The 15179-nt window shown below is 66.6% G+C and carries 16 protein-coding genes, 2 pseudogenes and 1 riboswitch; of the genes and pseudogenes, 14 read left to right on the forward strand and 4 right to left on the reverse strand.

Features of this window, described 5'->3' with window-relative positions; translation table 11 throughout:
• Positions 1 to 195: 195 nt before the first annotated feature.
• The 3 genes from NA10_RS15270 (at position 196) to NA10_RS15280 (ending at position 3429) form a co-directional block, all read left to right on the forward strand.
• Positions 196 to 1524: a cytochrome P450 gene (locus NA10_RS15270; protein WP_067568492.1), complete on the forward strand. Its 1329-nt coding sequence runs from the start codon at positions 196 to 198 to the stop codon at positions 1522 to 1524.
• An 820-nt stretch (positions 1525 to 2344) separates the two neighbouring features.
• Positions 2345 to 3220 carry a helix-turn-helix domain-containing protein gene (locus NA10_RS15275; protein WP_067568493.1) on the forward strand — a complete coding sequence of 292 codons (876 nt, stop codon included), beginning with the start codon at positions 2345 to 2347 and terminating at the stop codon, positions 3218 to 3220.
• Complete coding sequence (locus NA10_RS15280) at positions 3220 to 3429, forward strand: DUF397 domain-containing protein (RefSeq protein WP_067568494.1); 210 nt, start codon at positions 3220 to 3222, stop codon at positions 3427 to 3429. Before NA10_RS15275 ends, NA10_RS15280 begins: the two co-directional genes overlap by 1 nt.
• Here NA10_RS15280 and NA10_RS15285 read toward each other — a convergent pair.
• Positions 3426 to 4007: a TetR/AcrR family transcriptional regulator gene (locus NA10_RS15285; RefSeq protein WP_067568495.1), complete on the reverse strand. Its 582-nt coding sequence runs from the start codon at positions 4005 to 4007 to the stop codon at positions 3426 to 3428. The two genes, NA10_RS15280 and NA10_RS15285, sit on opposite strands and share 4 nt — an antisense overlap.
• A gap of 93 nt (positions 4008 to 4100) precedes the next feature.
• On the opposite strand from NA10_RS15285, the gene NA10_RS15290 reads away from it, so the two are divergent.
• Together NA10_RS15290 and NA10_RS15295 are read left to right on the forward strand one after the other, a co-directional pair.
• The gene (locus NA10_RS15290; protein ID WP_245677239.1) at positions 4101 to 4919 is read left to right on the forward strand and encodes an SDR family oxidoreductase; all 819 of its coding nucleotides are present in this window, start codon (positions 4101 to 4103) and stop codon (positions 4917 to 4919) included.
• Positions 4916 to 6004: an NAD(P)H-dependent amine dehydrogenase family protein gene (locus tag NA10_RS15295; protein WP_067568497.1), complete on the forward strand. Its 1089-nt coding sequence runs from the start codon at positions 4916 to 4918 to the stop codon at positions 6002 to 6004. The genes NA10_RS15290 and NA10_RS15295 overlap by 4 nt, the downstream gene beginning before the upstream one ends.
• Before the next feature lie 9 nt (positions 6005 to 6013).
• Here the strand turns inward: NA10_RS15295 and NA10_RS15300 are convergent, their stop codons facing one another.
• Positions 6014 to 7555, reverse strand: a complete 1542-nt coding sequence (locus tag NA10_RS15300; protein WP_067568498.1) for an AMP-binding protein — start codon at positions 7553 to 7555, stop codon at positions 6014 to 6016.
• 91 nt (positions 7556 to 7646) lie between these two features.
• Between NA10_RS15300 and NA10_RS39535 the strand changes: the two genes are divergently transcribed.
• Complete coding sequence (locus NA10_RS39535; RefSeq protein ID WP_373862378.1) at positions 7647 to 7766, forward strand: helix-turn-helix domain-containing protein; 120 nt, start codon at positions 7647 to 7649, stop codon at positions 7764 to 7766.
• Between the two features lie 968 nt (positions 7767 to 8734).
• Positions 8735 to 9061: a hypothetical protein gene (locus NA10_RS15305; protein ID WP_245677242.1), complete on the forward strand. Its 327-nt coding sequence runs from the start codon at positions 8735 to 8737 to the stop codon at positions 9059 to 9061.
• Between the two features lie 3 nt (positions 9062 to 9064).
• Here NA10_RS15305 and NA10_RS15310 read toward each other — a convergent pair whose 3' ends face one another.
• Positions 9065 to 10594 carry an FAD-dependent oxidoreductase gene (locus NA10_RS15310; RefSeq protein WP_067568499.1) on the reverse strand — a complete coding sequence of 510 codons (1530 nt, stop codon included), beginning with the start codon at positions 10592 to 10594 and terminating at the stop codon, positions 9065 to 9067.
• 113 nt (positions 10595 to 10707) lie between these two features.
• On the opposite strand from NA10_RS15310, the gene NA10_RS15315 reads away from it, so the two are divergent.
• Positions 10708 to 11193: a Dps family protein gene (locus tag NA10_RS15315; protein WP_067568500.1), complete on the forward strand. Its 486-nt coding sequence runs from the start codon at positions 10708 to 10710 to the stop codon at positions 11191 to 11193.
• Between the two features lie 69 nt (positions 11194 to 11262).
• Positions 11263 to 11520 carry a hypothetical protein gene (locus NA10_RS35610; RefSeq protein WP_245677246.1) on the forward strand — a complete coding sequence of 86 codons (258 nt, stop codon included), beginning with the start codon at positions 11263 to 11265 and terminating at the stop codon, positions 11518 to 11520.
• A 173-nt stretch (positions 11521 to 11693) separates the two neighbouring features.
• Here the strand turns inward: NA10_RS35610 and NA10_RS35620 are convergent.
• Positions 11694 to 12193: pseudogene (locus tag NA10_RS35620) on the reverse strand (MmgE/PrpD family protein); the annotation flags it as partial.
• 1 nt (position 12194) lies between these two features.
• On the opposite strand from NA10_RS35620, the pseudogene NA10_RS15325 reads away from it, so the two are divergent.
• From NA10_RS15325 to NA10_RS15335, 5 genes and pseudogenes are all read left to right on the forward strand, one after another.
• A pseudogene (locus tag NA10_RS15325) lies at positions 12195 to 12344 on the forward strand (citrate/2-methylcitrate synthase); the annotation flags it as partial.
• Positions 12345 to 12645: 301 nt separating this feature from the next.
• Complete coding sequence (locus NA10_RS36720; protein ID WP_245677276.1) at positions 12646 to 12738, forward strand: hypothetical protein; 93 nt, start codon at positions 12646 to 12648, stop codon at positions 12736 to 12738.
• Between the two features lie 51 nt (positions 12739 to 12789).
• Positions 12790 to 13107: a CbtA family protein gene (locus NA10_RS39540; RefSeq protein ID WP_084514721.1), complete on the forward strand. Its 318-nt coding sequence runs from the start codon at positions 12790 to 12792 to the stop codon at positions 13105 to 13107.
• Positions 13104 to 13673: a histidine phosphatase family protein gene (locus tag NA10_RS15330; protein WP_067568503.1), complete on the forward strand. Its 570-nt coding sequence runs from the start codon at positions 13104 to 13106 to the stop codon at positions 13671 to 13673. The genes NA10_RS39540 and NA10_RS15330 overlap by 4 nt, the downstream gene beginning before the upstream one ends.
• A 100-nt stretch (positions 13674 to 13773) precedes the next feature.
• Positions 13774 to 13997, forward strand: a riboswitch (cobalamin riboswitch).
• A gap of 136 nt (positions 13998 to 14133) precedes the next feature.
• A complete protein-coding gene (locus tag NA10_RS15335; protein WP_084514722.1) occupies positions 14134 to 15132 on the forward strand; it encodes a methylenetetrahydrofolate reductase in 999 nt (332 codons plus the stop codon).
• The last annotated feature ends 47 nt before the right edge of the window (positions 15133 to 15179 follow it).

Raw genomic sequence — 15179 nt, forward strand, 5'->3', positions numbered from 1 at the left:
CCAGGTGCATGAGGAAGCGGCTCAGTGGGGCGTTGCGGCCTATTTGCGCCCACCCTAGTCACATTCGCCCGGCGTTCCCAGCGCCGAGCGCTCCAACCCGAGCCCCGAAAAGTAGGGGCACCAGAACGTGACACTCGTTGGCGCCGCACGGATTTCATGTTTGCCAGACGCTCGGCCAGCGGTGAAGATGGCTGCGTGTCACAGACCCCGATAAAGCTGCGCCATCTACCCCACCTACGCACCCGCCGCCTCGCGCAGCTCGGTGGCCTGATCCGCCCGGGCGCGCACAGCTCCCCGCTGGTGGCCCTCGGCAAGCGTTTCGTCGCCGACCCGCCCGGCTTCCCGACCATGCTCATCACACACGAGATGAACGATGTTCGAGAGGTATTCACCAATAACGAGGACTTCTCCATCGGCCAGTTGATGGCCAGGCTGTCGAGTCACGACATGGTCTTCGGCAAGGAGACGCTGATCTTCCTGGAGGGTGATGATCATCGTCGCGAGCGCAAGCTGTATTCGCCGCCGTTCCAGAACAAGGCGCTCAAGTCGTACGAAGAACTGATGATCGAGGTCGTCGAACGCGAACTGCCCAAGTGGCCCGTGGGCGAGCCGATCGAATTCCTGACTGTTGGCTACGATCTGGCAATCGGGGTGTTGCTGGGGGTCGTATTCGGTGATGTGGCACCGTCGCGCCGGGGGCGGCTCGAGAACGCGGTGAGCGCCTGGTTCCATGAGATCGAGAGCCGGGGATTCCTGGCGGTCACATTGGCGACGCCGTTCCTCGGCGGGTTCACACCGCCGTATCCGCCGCTGGGGCGGGCGCAGGCGAAAGTCGACGAGGTGATCATCGAGGAGATCACCGCGCGACGGGCCGCCGGGGAGGATGGGGCCGATCGTAAGGATGTGCTTGCGCGGTACATCAATACGGATCTGGATCAGCATGACGATGCCGGACTTGCGCGGAGTATGCGCGGAATCCTGTTGGGGGCGTACGAGACCACCGCGATCACGCTGGGATGGATAGCGACGATGCTCGCCGCGCATCCCGAGGCGATGGCGGAATTGGACGCGGCTATCGAGTCGGGTGATGAGGCGCGGTTGGACGCCTACCTGGACGCGGTGGTCGCCGAAACCATGCGGTTGCGGCCGGTTTCGCCGTTCACGGGGCGAATTGCCGTGCGGGACACGGTAATCAATGGCGTGGAGATTCCCGAAGGGACGATTGTGATCGTTCCGATTCTGCTGATTCACGAGTCCGAGGAGATCTACCCGGATCCGTTGGCCTTCCGGCCTGAGCGGTTTCTCGATCGGAAGCCCGACGGGCATAACTGGTTGACCTTCGGTGCCGGGCCGCACCGTTGTCTGGGGGCGCAGTTCGCGCTGGCTGAGGCGCGGATCTTGTTCCGGGCGATTATCGAGAAGCGGAGGATCGATCCGATCCCCGGGCCGATGGAGCCCGCGCGGAAGTATCATACCGGGCTGAGCCCGGCCTACAATGCGCGGATTACATTGCGGCACAGGTAGAGAGGGTGCCCACCGCCGTCCTCCCCTCGGGGGCGGGGGTTTTCGTGGGTGGGTCCGGTAGCTGGAGTCGGGTACGGCAGGCGGCGTGCTCGGCGATGCCTGGTTTGCCACGGTGATCGCATGTACGAAATGCGGCCGTCGCCGCATTGTTCGGCCCCTGCCCGCGATCCGGTCCCAGGGCAGTCCCCACCCCCCGCCAGGCCGCCGGATAAGTCCGGTTCGGGGGACGTGCATGCACTCACGCTGGTAAACGCCGAGAGGCCCCCTGCGTGAGGACATGCACGTCGAAAGTCACCTGCCGGTCGGTAGGCGGGAGGACCCTCAAGCGGTCGGATTTGTCCATATATTCCAGGTTCCCCGCAGGCGAGCGCTGTTGTGAGAGCTCCGAATCGTGTGGAGTTCACGGCTGAGGCGGAGTGCGACCTTATCGAAATAGACTTTCGCGGAACATGTTTCAGGATCGCAGTCCTGGTGCGTGGCTTGGCCGCGCCGCGCGACCTCCAAATTCATGACCGGATAGTCCGGTGGTTCGTGACTGATCGCCATGCTGCGCAGCTCCTCCTGGTTGCGGGCGAACCCTCCTGTGCTGGTGTGGAACCCGCGATGACCGGTACTCGGTGCGGCAACGTTTCAACCGAAACTGAAAGGGGCGGACAGCGATCCGATTGATGTTCACGTTTCCCGGTCATCGGGGGCCAATCCAGTAGACAATGAGCCGGGGCGGTTTGGAGCTTCTGCTCCGGCAGATTCGGCGGGAACGGTCCGGACAGCCATTTCGGGTACTTCCAAAATTCAGCCCTCTCGATAGCGAGGTTAAGCAATGGCTGGATCTACCCTCGCGGCCCGAGCTCTCGGGCGGCAACTCGCGATGCATCGCACACGTGCCGGAATGACGAGATACGCAGCGGCGCAGGTGGTTGAGACCTCTCAGCAAACCCTCGCGCGCATCGAAGACGGGCTCAAGGCGAAGGTCCCGGATCTATGGATCAATGCGCTGGCGAACGCCTTCTCATGTACGGATCAGGAGCGCCGAACGTTGCTTGGCCTCGCTCATGAGCTTCGAAGTGCACAGAAGAGCTGGTGGCGCGCGTATGCCGATGAGATGCGCGAAGGCTTCGATCACTATGTCGGCCTGGAAGAGTCGGCGCGGCGCATGTCCACGTGGCGTGTCACCGTGATTCCCGGGCTGCTCCAGACCCCGGAGTATCGACGCGCGATCGCCTGGACTGAATCGCCGGATATGCCAACCGAACAGGTGGAGAAGCGGCTCGAGATGGCCGGGCGCAGGCAGGCACGATTGGCGGATCCATCCTTCGCAATTGATGTGTTGTTGTCAGAAGCGGCGCTGCGCGACCAGATCGGCGGTGCGAGTGTTCTTGCCAACCAGCTGAGGCGGTTGGCTGAGATGAGTGAACTGCCGAATGTCTCTGTTCGGGCTGTGCCGTTCGACGCGCCACATCACCTGGGCTCGCTGGTGGGTTCGTTTGTGCTGCTGGAGTTTCCGAAGCTGTCGGCGACCGGGATGACCGAGCCACCGGTGGTGTACGTGGAGGAGCATGCGGGTGATCTCTACCTCGAGCGGGAGTCCGAAGTGAATCGATATCGGGACGCCTATACCGAGATCGGCCGGGTAGCGTTGGACGTGGATATGACCAGACAGCTCATGCTGTCGATAGCCAAGGAGTGCGGCGAGTGATGATCGACCTATCGGGAGCCGAGTGGTTCAAGTCAAGCCGGAGTACCAGCTCCGGCGGGGAGTGCCTGGAGGCGGCGCACCTGGGCGGGGGCTCGGTCGGGGTGCGCGATTCGAAGTTGGGGGAGGCCAGTCCGGTGCTGGTTTTCGGTCCGGCCGAATGGGATTCGTTCACCGGGGCGCTTCGGGGCGGGCGGTTCGATCGGCCCTAGTCCGGGCGCGTGCCCATGATGCCGTAGAGGAGTAGGTCCTCCAGGGATTCGGCGTAGCCGTCGAGGTCCGTTATGTCGCGGATGCACATGGCGAACAGGGCTGCGCCGGCGATGGTGTCCAGGAGGGTGTTCGGGTCGAGGCCGGGGCGGGCGGGCCGGTCTTCGGTGGGGAGGTAGTCGGCCAGTTCTTCGCGGGTGGGGGTGTCGAGGCGGGCGGACAGCTTTTCGTAGAGGCCGGAGTCCTGGCGCATTTCCGCCATCAGGCCGGGCATGGCGGCGCGGGTTTCGGCTGAGCCGAAGAGTTGGATGGTTCCCCGGATGACCTTGCGGATTTCCGAGGTCAGGTCGGGGGCGATCTGGTCCGAGCCGACGTCGGGGAAGACCGCTTTGGCGATGAGGTGCGCCTTGGTGGGCCAGCGGCGGTAGATGGCGGGGCGGCTCACCCCGGCGCGGGCGGCTATCGCGTCGATTGATGTTGCGGCATAACCGCGTTCGACGAGTAGCTCGCGGGCGGCGTCCAGGACGGCCCTGTCCACCGCGGGATCGCGGTGCGGGCCCAGGCGGTGGCGTTCGGTCACGAAATCCGTCCTTGTCAGCGCGGGTGAGAGTCGTTACAGTCTGTCACAGCAAAGCCGTTACACTCTGTAACTGCTGCGGCTCGAGGAGTTATCGTGTCTGCTGCCCCGCATCTCACCGAGACCTATCGGCCGGTGCCGCTCTTGCAGGACAAAGTCATCGTGGTGTCGGGTATCGGTCCCGGACTTGGTCATTCGCTGACCGTGGAGGCGGCCCGGATGGGGGCCGATCTGGTGCTGGTCAGTCGCACCGAATCGCGGTTGGAGAAGCTCGCCGCCGAAGTGCGCTCGCTGGGGCGCAACGCACTGGTCGCGCCGACCGACATCACCGACGAGACACAGCGCCGGGCGCTGGTGGAGCGTGCGGTGGGGGAGTTCGGGCGGGTCGACTGCCTGATCAACAATGCCTTCGCCATTCCGCCGATGAATCCGATCACCGAGATCGAGATCGAAGCGCTGCGCGTCGCCAATGAGACCAATGTCTTCGCGCCGCTGCGACTGTCGGCGCTGTTCGCCGATGCGCTGGAGCAGACACGCGGGTCGATCATCATGCTGAACTCCTGCGTCTCGTACAGCTCGCAGCCGGAGTTCTCCGGGTACAAGCTCTCCAAAGGCGCGCTCTCACACCTGGCTTCCTCGCTGGCGACCGAACTCGGCCCGCGCGGTATCCGCGTGAACAGTGTCGCGCCGTCCTATGTGTACGAGGACATCAACAAAGCGTACTTCGACTGGCTGGCCGGCCAGGCCGGAACCACGCACGAGGACATCTACCGGCAGAAGGCCGCGCCGACCGATCTGCGCCGCCTCGCCGGACCCGAAGAGGTCGCGCGCGCAGCGCTTTTCCTGGCCAGCGATCTCGCCAGCGCGGTCACCGGCCAGATGTTGACCGTCGACTGCGGTGAATTCCACCGATGAATCCAGGAGTGCCCGTGAAGAAGCGAATCGTGCTGTGGGGCACCGGCGTTGTCGGCTCCATGGTGCTGACCGAGATCCTGCGCCACCCGCTCTTCGAACTGGTCGGCGTCGGGGTGAGCAATCCCGACAAGGTCGGCAAGGATGCCGGTGATCTGTGCGGGCAGCCGAAAACCGGTGTGCTGGCGACTGATTCGGTCGATGAGCTGATCGCGCTGCGGCCGGACGCGCTGGTGCACTACGGGCCGACCGCGCAGTTCGCCGACGAGAACATCCGGGTCATGACCGCGTTCCTGCGCGCCGGGATCGACGTCTGCTCGACCGCCATGACGCCGTGGGTGTACCCCGAGATCAAGCAACTGCCCGACGTGTGGCGCGATCCGATCACCAAAGCCTGTGCGGCGGGCGGGTCTTCGTGCTTCACCACCGGCATCGACCCGGGGTTCGCCAATGATCTGTTCCCCATGACGCTCATGGGACTCTGCGGTGAGGTGCACTCCGTGCGCGCCTCGGAGCTGCTGGACTACACCGATTACGAGGGTGACTACGAATTCGAGATGGGCATCGGGTATCCGCCGGAGTTCAAGGCCATGCTCGAACATCCCGACTTGCTGATCATGGCGTGGGGGCCGACGGTGCCGATGATCGCGCGGGCGGTCGGCATCGAACTGGATACCATCACCACCACCTGGGACAAGTGGGTCACGCCCGAGGATCGGCCGTGCGCCAAGGGAATCATCAAGGCGGGCACGGTCGCCGCGATCCGCTTCACCATCAACGGGATCTACCACGATCGCGAGGTGATCACCCTCGAACACGTGAATCGGATCGGGCTCGATGCCGCGCCCGAATGGCCCGCCGGGGTCAAGGACGATGTCTACCGCGTCGACATCATCGGCTCGCCGTCCATCTCGCAGGAGACCTCGTTCCGGTTCACCGATGGTTCCGGGCGCGCACCCGCGGTGGCCGGATGCCTCGCCACCGGAATGCGCGCGCTCAACGCGGTACCCGCGGTGAACGCGCTGCGGCCGGGATGGGTTACCGCCCTGGACCTTCCGCTGATCGCGGGGGCGGGCACCATCCGCTGAACCCCCGGGTCACTCCGCGAGAGCGCGGAGTTGGCGTTTGTAGACCTTGCCGCTGTCATCGCGCGGCAAGGCGTCCACGATGGTGATGCGGGACGGCAGCTTGTATGTGGCCAGTGAGCCGGAAAGGGCTTCGCGCACACCGCGTTCGGTGAGGTCCGCGCCGGGCCGGGGCAGGATGTGCGCGGCCACCAGCTCGCCCATATCGCCGGGATCGGGAATGCCGAACACCGCGACGTCTTCGACACCGTCCAATGCGGCAATGGCATTCTCGATCTCGGCGGGGTAGATGTTCACCCCGCCGCGGATCACCACCTCGGCATCGCGGCCGGTGAGATACAGGTAGCCGTCCTCGTCGAGACGGCCGAGATCGCCGACCCACAGCATGCCCTCGACGGGGGAGTCGGGTGCGCCCTGATTCAGGTACTCGAAGCGCGGCCAGTAGTCCGCCCCGCGCACCCAGACCCGGCCGATCTGCCCGGCGGGCAACGGATTTCCGTGCTCATCGCCGATGAGAACCGCCGAGCCGTCGGCCGGGCGGCCCACGCTGCCCGGATGCGCGAGCCACTCCGCGGCGCTGATCCAGGTGATGGTGCCCGCCTCACTGCAACCGTAGAACTCCCACAGCGCGTCACCGAACAGTTCGATGGCGGCGCGTTTGAGCGCGGGCGGACACGGTGCGGCCGAATGGATCACGTGCGTCAGGCTGGACAGGTCGTACCGCGCACGCTCGTGCGCGGGCACGCTGAGAATGCGCGACACCATGGTCGGCACGATCTTGACCTGCTGAATGCGATGCCGGTCGACCAATCGCAGGAAGACCCGCGCATTCCATTTCGGCATGATCACGATATTCGCGCCCATCCGAAGACCCAGCACCGCAACGGCATTGGGGGATGTGTGATAGAGCGGTCCGGCCACCAGCATCGGCACGCCCGGGGCCAAACCCATCCGCTGCGCCGTCGCGCCCGCGATGCTCAACAGCTGGTGCGCAGACATCTTCTCGCGCGCAACGCCTTTGGGCTTGCCGGTGGTCCCGGAGGTGTAGATGACGCCCATGGAATCCGAGATCGCGCCCTCGATATGCCCGACCGGCTCCGGATGCGCATCGATCCACTCCTGCAACAGCTCGTATCGCCCCGTCGGCTCCGCCAACCCCGCATCCCAGCCGCCTTCGGCGAGAAGCTCAGGGGCCATGGCGATCTCGACAATCCGCGCCGCGCTCCCGGCCAGCTCACACGCCGCCTCCACCACCGGCACGAACTCGGTATGCGCGAATATCAGCCGCACCTGCGCATCACTCAGCACATGCGCGACCTCACCCGCCACCCACCGGGTATTGATCGGCAGTGGATTCCCGCCCGTCGCGGCGATCCCCACCGAAACCTCGAGAAACTCGATGTCATTGCGCGCCATGATGACACATTTGTCGCCCCGCCCGATCCCCGCGGCCAGCACCGCCGCCCCGATCCGCCCGGCTCGCGCGAGCGCCTCCGGCTGACTGCGCTCGCGCGCACCGCAAGTTATGGAGGCGACCTTCGGATCCTGGTTCATACCGACGGAGTCTGCCAGGCCCGGTCGGCATCGCGGGGTGTGGATCCGGCCCAGGTCGTCGACTCGCCGATGACGTTGCCGCACAAGGGCCCTGGATGCTCCGGCGCGCATTACGCATTTGATTCAGGCGCTGCGGGAGTTGCGTGGCGGTGTGCATTTGATGGCGGTGCGGGCGAGTGGTTTGGCACCGGCCCAAAGCACGCCGGGATGACGAGGGTTGGCGCACGCCTGCTGAAGAGATTGGCGCGTGCTCGATGACGGTGATTGGGGCGTGCGCTGATGAGGGTATCGGCCTATGCGGGGATGGCGGGGGTTGGCGCATGCCGGGATGACCGGGGATTGGGGCGTGCGCTGCGGGTGATAGGCGTGTGCGCTGATGAGGGTATCGGTTTGTGCGGGGATGGCGGGGATCGGCACTCGCCTGGGTGATGGGGATTGGCACGCGCCGGGTCGATGGGTATCGCTGCACGCCAGCGCGATTGGGCAGTGGGTGGTGGCGGTCAGTGGGGCCATGTCGGGTGATGATTGGTGGGCCGTGCCGGGTGATGGTCGGCGGGGCCGTGCCGCGAGATGGTCGGCGGGGCCGTGCCGGGTGATGGTCGGTGGGGCCGTGCCGCGAGATGGTCGGCGGGGCCGTGCCGGGTGATGGTCGGTGGGCCGTGCCGGGTGATGGTCGGTGGGGCCGTGCCGCGAGATGGTCGGCGGGGCCGTGCCGGGAGGTCGGCGGGGCCGTGCTCGGCGGGCTGGAGAGTACCTCGGCAGTGGACAACGGCCCGGAAGCCGAGGGGCCTCCGGGCCGTTTCGTTTTTACTCCCGGCACCAGCACTTCTATCCGACGTCCCGCTGGGCACCGCCGGATGAGCACCCCATGTCATCGGAGCCGTCTGCGTGGGCTTCGGCGACGCGAAGTGCCTTCCCTGCACAGTGCGCGCTTCGGTGCGCCGCGCCATGCCCGGAGCAGACCGGTCGTAATTCCCGTATCCATGAATCACTGCCGGTCACAACGAGTCTCACCGACATTTCGGTCGCCGTCGAACCGGGCGAACCGGCTGGCACTGCGGGTCGGCGAGTTGGCACGGCCGGTCGGTCGGCGTGGGGCGGCGGTTTGCGGCGATGCACAGGGGATATTGCGTGGATAGTCCGTGGATAGTCCACTGAACTACTCGCACTGGAGGAAATATGCGCAGCTGGTCGATGGGAACTGGGACGGCGCTGATGGCCGCGCTGGTGGTGGGTACGCTGGTCAGCGGGTGTGAGCAGGCCAAGGAAGCGGTCAACAAGGGCGGGGATACGCCCTGCAGTGAATTCACGGCCCAGGACAAGGACAAGCAGCGGGTCACCGTGCGGAAGTATTTGGAGAACGACACCAAGGTGACCCCGACACCGGATGCCAACGGCGTCGATGCCGCCATCGCCGCCATCGGGCTCATGTGTCAGGCGCAGGCCAATCCCGACACTCCGATTCGCAATGCCGACCTCACCGGGATTCTGGTGCCGAAGAAGTAGCGGTCACCGCTCCGTACCGGGCAGCCAGTTCGGCGCCCGGTACGGCGAGGCCAGTGGGCGCAGCGACGAACTGGCCGGACCGTCCAGCAGGGTGCCGTCGGGCGCGAAGCGGGAACCGTGCAGCGGGCAATCCCACGATTTCTCGGCATCGTTCCAGCACAGAATCCCACCCAGATGCGGGCAGACCGCCGAGATCTCGGTGGTGACGCCGTCGACGGTCGACACAGCCGTCGGCATGACCCCGTGCCGCTCGATCCGCCCCTGTCCCTCGGCGGGCAGCGCACCCCGCCCCGAACCCAGCGCATGCCGCCATCCGGTGAGCAACTGCCGTGCGACGGAGGCGTTCGCGGAGACGGCGGTCGGCAGCGAACGCAGCTCCGAGGTTCGCCAGCTGCTCAGCGAACCCGCCCAGGCCGGTGGCTTACCGGTGACCCGGCCCGCCAGCGCGAGCGCGGCCGCGACACCGTTCGTCAATCCCCATTTGGCATAACCGGTGGCCACCAGGATCTGCTCACGGCCGGGCAACAGCGGCCCCACATAGGGCAGCTCGTCGATCGGCAGATAATCCTGGGCGGACCAACTGTGCAGCGGTTCGGCGCTGGGGAACCAGCGCCGGGTCCATTCGATCAGTTCGTCGGCGTGCCGCTGGGCCGAGGGCGCGCGGCCGACGACATGGCCGTGCCCGCCCACCATCAGCACATCCCCCTCGGGGGTCGGGGCGTACCGCACCGATCGGGTGGGACTGCCCGCGCTGAGGAACATCGGCTGCGGAATCGGCTCGGTGACCCGGAATGCGGACAGGTACGAGCGCCGCGGCACCAGCCGCGCGAAGTATCCGCCGCGATCGAGAAACGGTGTGCCGGTGGCGATGACGACCGTGCGCGCGGTGATATCGCCGTGCTCGGTCTCCACCCGCAATTCGCCGTGCTCGCCCTCGTGCACATTGTGCACCAGCGTCGATTCGAAGATCGGCGCGGTATGGGCCTCCACCTCGGCGGCGAGCGCGGCCAGCAGGGCGATCGGATCGAGCTGGGCCTGATCGAACAGGGTCACCGCGCCGAAGAACGGGAACGGGACATCGGCCTCGGTCATGGACTCCACGGGCAGTCGTGCCACCCGCAGTGCTTCCAATTCCTTTCGCACAGCGGATTTCTCACCGGCGCTCTGCGCGTAGGTGACCGCCGACTCGCGCTGCACGGGCAGCGAATGCTCCTCGCAATACCGCAACAACCATTGCCGCCCGGCCTGATTCGCCTCGACATAGTTGATCAGCGCCCGATCCCCGTGCCGCCGGCGAATCCGCTGCGCACGCGTCCCCTGCAACAGGCTGACCTTGCCGGTCGAGGCGCCCGTGGTGGATTCACCGATGCGCCGCCCCTCGACGACCGCCACCTCGGCCCCGCTCTCGGCCAGCAGCAGCGCCGTCACCAGCCCGGTGATCCCGGCGCCGATCACGACGGTGTCGAACCGGGACCCGGGGGTCAACCGCAACCGCGCCGGGGTCTCGGCGTCCTTCATCCACAGAGAGGTCATGGTCGGGCTATAGCCGCACACTCGCCGACGAAACCGAATGCCACGGTCACTATTCGGATTGAGCCGCCCGATGCCGGGTATTGCGGCGAATAACGCAAGGAAAGGAGTCGCACGTGCCGGAACCCATCACCAGCACCCTGGAGCCGCAGGCGCAGAAGATCACCGGAGACGCGCTCTGCGCCACCGTCATCGACCTCATCGACCTGTCACTCATCGCCAAACAGGCGCATTGGAATGTGATCGGCCGCCACTTCCGCTCCGTGCACCTGGCATTGGACGAGCTGGTCGCGGCCACCCGCGAATTCACCGATGCCGCCGCCGAACGCGCCACCGCGGTGGGCGTAAGCCCCGACGGGCGCGCGGTGACGGTGGCCCGGGGTACCGGCACCATCGGATTCCCGGAGGGCTGGCAGGCCGATGATGCGGTGATCCAGGCCATCGTCGGCAATCTCGCCATTGTGATCGCACGCCTGCGCGTCCGGATCGACGCCACCGAGAAGGCCGATCCGGTGACCCAGGACCTGTTCATCGAGATGGTGGCTCGACTCGAAAAGCTCCAGTGGATGTGGCAGGCCCAGCTCGCCACCGCTCCGCACTGATTCCACTACTGATTCCACCGCCGGTTCGAAACCGCGCCGGCACCGCATAACTCACCATGGAGTTGAACAATGAACGCATATGACGACCGACGAATGGTGCGCGGCAGCCGATCCAGCCTCGCGGGCCTGGTCGGCTTGCTGCTGGTGGTCTGGCTGATCATCGGTGCGGTGGCCGCCGGACAGCGCCACTACTTCGACAGCGCCCCCACCAACTGCGCGAGCACCGGCACCATCGCGGTGACCATCATCGCGGGGCCGTTGAACTATATGGGCGCGAACCCCAAGGTCAGGGACTGCGATGTCAACGTTCCGCAGCCCAGCCCGTAGCGAGACCGGTCCGAACCGGTCGGAGCCCCGAGATCGTCGATCATGAGCGCGCGGCGGGTGCGTAGGGAACGGTGAGGGCGCGATTGTCGTCCACCTGAATGGGACGCCCGAGCTGCGGGAACGCGCGCTGCGCGCAATCGGCCCGCTCGCACACCTTGCAGCCCGCGCCGATCGGCGTGGTAGCGGCGCGTCCACTCCGGATCCTCCGCGGTGGCGATCTTGTTCCACAGCGCGATGGTGTCCGGCCGCTGCGCCCGCTCCGGCGCGTAGGACCGCTCGTGATGCCAGCCGCCGTCCTGCAACGCGCCCGCGAAGATGTACGTGATCGAGTGATCGAGGGTTTCGCGAGAAGCCTTGGGGTCGAACTTCTGCGGGTCATTGGACCCGGTGCCGATCACATAGTGGGTGTGGTGGCTGGTGTGCAGCACGATCGAGGCGATCTGATCCAGATCACCGATCCGCTCGCGCAGCCGGAACGCCAGATCGATCGGGGCCCGACTCTGGTATTCGGCGGAGTGCTCCTTGGTGTAGGTGTCCAGGATGCCGCGCTTGGGCTCGCCCGGACCGGGCAGCGGCACAGCGTATTCCGCGGTCGGACCGCCGAGCAGCCAGGCGATCACGCCTCCCAGATGGGCGCGGGCGCGCCCTCCCCGCGCATGGCGCGATCCACGGCCGGCTTCGATATCGAGGCGTTCACGCCCATCTTCGTGATGAGCCGCATCACCGGCTGGACCGCGCACATCATCGAACAGGGCGAATCCAATGCGCTGATCCGGCCGCTGAGCGAATATATCGGCGTGCCACAGCGTTCCGTCGTCGCCTGACCGATGGATGCGATGTTGCCGATCCACGCACTGAGACAGCGACCTGTTGCCTCACGTCAAGATGCCCGGGAACAGCGAGTCGTTGCCTCATTGGGGACTGTCCGGGACCTTCCGGTGCCAAGTGCGCGGGTTTCCCGTGGGCTCGCGGTGCAGATAGCTCAAGTCGGGTAGCGCTTCTTGCAGCGGAGAGTGAGACGACGGCGGTTGATCCGGGGCATGACTGAGGTCACAACGGTGGCAACAGGCATTGCGTAGGGTCAGGTTTCGACGGTAGGCGTTGATACTTGTGAGTGAAATCCTGGTGACCGGGGGGACCGGTGTCCCGGGCAGACTGATCGTCCAACGCCTGCACGAGCAGGGTCATGAAGTGCGTGTGCTCCTGCCAGCCCGGTAGGGGCGAGTCAGACCCTCGCATCGCGTTCGATACAACGACGGGGACGCGCACATCCCCACGAACTCGAGGAGTCATCGTGGCAACCTCTTATGTCCCTCGTTCCGGACTGGGCACCGGCTCGCCGGCCCTGCCCACCACCGCGCTCCGGCTCGCGGGCACCGGCCTCCTCGCGCTGCTGGCGATCCCCCGGGGAAGATCGTCTTTCCCGGCTTCCCGGCCGACGATCTGTATCACTTCCGGCTGTACTCCTTGGCCGCGCAGCTGATCATGTGGGCGGTTATCGGAGTCGGGTTCGCCTGGCCGGCCCCGCGCCTGCTCGGTGAACACGCCGAGCTGTCGCAGTCCGGCGCACCCGTGCAGGCCGCATGAGTGCGGTAACGCGGCTGACGCTGATCACCCATGCGATCACCGACGCCGTGCAGGGCGCTCGGTTTCCGGTCGACGAGCCGCTCAACGCGCTCGGCGACCGGACCATCGCCAAGGTCGGCTCCCTGCTGGGGGCCGACCACACCGTGATCCGGTACGCGCCCGAAACCCGTACGCGGGCAACGGCATCCGGGCTCGGGCTGAGCGGTGAACCGGATGCGGCGCTGCGCGATATCGACCACGGCGGCTGGGCCGGACAGGGGATGGATGCCCTCGCGCCCGAGGATCTGATGGCCTGGCTCACCGATCCGGGCTACCGCGGGCACGGCGGGGAATCGATCACCGATCTGATCGAGCGGGTGCGGGACTGGCTGGGCGGGCTCGCAGGAAGCGGCCGGCACATCACCGCCGTCACCCATCCCGCGCTTGTCCGGGCCGCGGTGCTGTGCACCCTGGACGCGCCCGCACAAGCCTTCTGGCGCATCGATATTCCGCCGTTGACGGCCACCACGCTGCATCATCGCGCGCCCGCGTGGACGCTGCGGACCACGGCGGGCGCACTGTATTGAATCCCACCGTACGAGCGGGTGGCGGCATTCGGGCTCGACTCCGGCTATCCTGTTCGAGCAGCTGGTTCGCTGACGATGCGGCATACGGAGCCCCGAACCCATCGTGAGCGTCGAAACCTGTGCCCGGCACAGGTGAGAGGGAACCCGGTGGGAATCCGGGACTGTCCCGCAGCGGTGAATGGGAACGACGGTCGTCACACGCACTGGGCGCTTGCCCGGGAAGCGACGACCGACAGGTCCAGCCCCGGCCGGGTGCGCCGGGGTCGACCCGGAGCCGGGTCGGCGCCCATGAGTCCGAAGGCCTGCCCGTTGCGCCGGATACGCCGTATCCGGCGGTCGTGGCCTCGCGGATTGGGCAGTACGCCGAGTGGACCCGGGCACGGGATGATGCTTTCAGGGCTCCGTCCGCGTACACCCGCGCCGCGGCGACGACCATCGGCTTCGACCATGGAAACCAGCGATGCAGAACAACTTTGCCGCTCCGGCGGTCGGCTCCACGCACCCCCGTATCGCACCGATCACCTCCGGCGTCCCGTCGGTGGTGAAGAGCCTGCGCGCGCACTCCGGCGCACGCGTGCCGTTCTCGGTGGAATTCAATCCGCCCCGGGACGCGGCCGGGGAAGCGCGGCTGTGGCGCGCGGTGCGCGAATTCGAGCGCATGCACCCGGCCTTCGTCTCCATGACCTACGGCGCGGGTGGATCCACCAAGGACCGCACCGCCCGGATCACCGGACAACTCGCCCGGGAGACGACCTTGCTCCCGGTAGCGCACTTGACGGCCGTCGGCCACAGCATCGCCGAATTGCGCTCTCTCGTCGGCTCCTACGCCGACTGCGGCATCCGCAATATCCTCGTCCTGCGCGGCGATCCGCCGGGTGATCCGCTCGGCTCCTGGACCAAGCACCCCGAAGGCGTCGAGTACGCCGAGGAACTGGTCCGAATCGTCCGGGACCTCGGCGACTTCCATGTCGGCGTGGCCTCCTTCCCGCAGGGCCACCACCGCTCACCCGATCTGGATACCGATACGGCCTTCCTCGCCGCGAAACTCCGTGCCGGAGCGGACTATTCGATCACGCAAATGTTCTTCGACGTCGAGGACTACCTGCGCCTGCGCGACCGCCTCATCGCCCACGACCCGGTCGAAGGCGCGAAACCCATCATCCCCGAACTGATGCCGATCACCTCCCTGCGCACCGTCGCCCGCGCCGAAGAACTCAGCGGCCGCCCCCTCCCGCCCCGGGTCCTCGAACGCCTGCGCCGCGCGGCCGGCACCGGCCCCGAGGAGGACAAAGCCGCGGTCCGCGCGGCCGGTATCGAGATCGCCACCGAAATGGCCGCCCGACTCATCGCCGAAGGCGCCCCCTGCCTCCACTTCATCACCCTCAACTTCGCCAAAGCCACCGGCGAGGTCCTCGGCAACCTCGGCTACCGCTCGACCGCCACCCCCCTCAGCGCCTGACCCGGCACCCCTCTCGGCACCCCGGAACCCGTTGTCGCACCCGCGGC

The organism is Nocardia acidivorans NBRC 108247 (genome assembly GCF_001625085.1).
Lineage (GTDB): Bacteria > Actinomycetota > Actinomycetes > Mycobacteriales > Mycobacteriaceae > Nocardia > Nocardia acidivorans.

Bases quoted from the DNA above. Each gene is read 5' to 3' on its own strand.
- NA10_RS15280 (WP_067568494.1), top strand. From the start codon at position 3,220: ATGATCGACCTATCGGGAGCCGAGTGGTTCAAGTCAAGCCGGAGTACC.
- NA10_RS15335 (WP_084514722.1), top strand. From the start codon at position 14,134: ATGCAGAACAACTTTGCCGCTCCGGCGGTCGGCTCCACGCACCCCCGT.
- NA10_RS15300 (WP_067568498.1), bottom strand. From the start codon at position 7,555: ATGAACCAGGATCCGAAGGTCGCCTCCATAACTTGCGGTGCGCGCGAG.
- NA10_RS15310 (WP_067568499.1), bottom strand. From the start codon at position 10,594: ATGACCTCTCTGTGGATGAAGGACGCCGAGACCCCGGCGCGGTTGCGG.
- NA10_RS15330 (WP_067568503.1), top strand. From the start codon at position 13,104: ATGAGTGCGGTAACGCGGCTGACGCTGATCACCCATGCGATCACCGAC.
- NA10_RS15275 (WP_067568493.1), top strand. From the start codon at position 2,345: ATGGCTGGATCTACCCTCGCGGCCCGAGCTCTCGGGCGGCAACTCGCG.
- NA10_RS35610 (WP_245677246.1), top strand. From the start codon at position 11,263: ATGAACGCATATGACGACCGACGAATGGTGCGCGGCAGCCGATCCAGC.
- NA10_RS15305 (WP_245677242.1), top strand. From the start codon at position 8,735: ATGCGCAGCTGGTCGATGGGAACTGGGACGGCGCTGATGGCCGCGCTG.
- NA10_RS15295 (WP_067568497.1), top strand. From the start codon at position 4,916: ATGAATCCAGGAGTGCCCGTGAAGAAGCGAATCGTGCTGTGGGGCACC.